The 1,376-nt window shown below is 58.1% G+C and carries 2 protein-coding genes; both read left to right on the forward strand.

Annotated features, from left to right (window positions below):
• Positions 1–95: 95 nt before the first annotated feature.
• Complete coding sequence (locus G9463_RS23675; protein WP_152422308.1) at positions 96–905, forward strand: ParA family protein; 810 nt, start codon at positions 96–98, stop codon at positions 903–905.
• A complete protein-coding gene (locus tag G9463_RS23680; RefSeq protein WP_007190052.1) occupies positions 902–1,270 on the forward strand; it encodes a hypothetical protein in 369 nt (122 codons plus the stop codon). The genes G9463_RS23675 and G9463_RS23680 overlap by 4 nt, the downstream gene beginning before the upstream one ends.
• Positions 1,271–1,376: the final 106 nt, after the last annotated feature.

Here is a 1,376-nt window from a genome sequence, read left to right on the forward strand (position 1 = left end):
AGTCTTTCACTCGGTACCAGGAGTGTCAGCGTTGTCTGACGTATGATTTATACCATTCGCACAAGACACTATATGCGTATGATACGGGTGATGCAATGACGCGAGTGGCAGTCGGGATGCAGAAGGGCGGCGTCGGAAAGACAACCACCAGTATCAACGTCGCCGGCGCACTGGCTGAACGGGGGCACGATGTCCTCGCGGTCGACGCCGATCCGCAGGGCGGGATGACGCTAAAGTTGGGGCATCGGGAGCGGTACCGCGAACACGATGACACGCTGTTCGATGTACTTGCCGACGTTGGTGAGTTGAATTACGGCGACCTCGGAGAGCTCGTGCTTGTTGACGACGAGTTCGATTTGATACCGGCGTCGTTGAAGAACTTCGTGCTGGAAAAGCACCTGCACACCGACCGTCGTGGGACCGAATCGCTGGCGCTGGCGCTCGACGAATCCGGCCTCGACGACGCGTACGACTACATCGTAATCGACACCCCGCCAAATCTCGGGCCGCTAGCCGACGGGGGTATCCTCGCAGCGGAGAACGTTCTGTTCCCGACACGAGTGAACGTCATCGCTCGGGACTCGTTGGAGATACTGTTCGATGAGATCGACACCCTAGAGGCAGAGTTCGAGTGTTCTGTCACGACGGCCGGTGCAGTGTTGAACGAGGTTCCCGCGCAGGGCAACATCGCTGCCGAGCTGGAGGCGTGGTTCGTCGAGACGTTCGGCGAGGAATTCGTCTTCGAGATTCCGGATCGTGACGCCGTCGAGCACGCCATCGAATACCGGACCTCGGTGTTCGCGTATGATCCGGATGATGCGGGCTATCCGTGGGATTCGGACCCCATCGCAGACCTACGCGACCAGTACGACCAGATTGCAGCACACCTGGAGGAGACACTATGAGCGACGACGACGTTCTCCGCGACCGGTTCCGGTCACACCAGCCAGACCAGACAGATAGTACAGACAATACGAATGATGCGAATGATACGAGTGAGACAGATATGGCAGATGTAGCGCACGAGACGCAAGAGACGGATACGACGGAAGAGACGAGTGTTCGGGAACGGAAGCAGGAAGCGATGTACCTCCGGCCCAGGCAACGCGAGCGACTGCGAGAGTTTTACGACGAGTTGGACGGCCGCTCGAAGGTCGCCGGCGAGGGCGGGCTCGCGAAAAACGACGACTTCTACGAGGCGTTCGTGGCGTTCGTCCTCGACGAGCGCCGCGAGGAGTTCATCGAGTATCTCGACCTGGACGAGTTGTAGAGAGTTTCTGAGATATCGGCTGTTTCGCGGTAGCCGAGTGGTTCTTTTGACGTGTTACACCGGAAACAGTGGGGTATGCAAACACATTAATAGTTGTCCGTCAGTC

It is taken from the genome of Haloarcula sp. JP-Z28 (assembly GCF_011440255.1).
Taxonomy (GTDB): domain Archaea; phylum Halobacteriota; class Halobacteria; order Halobacteriales; family Haloarculaceae; genus Haloarcula; species Haloarcula marismortui.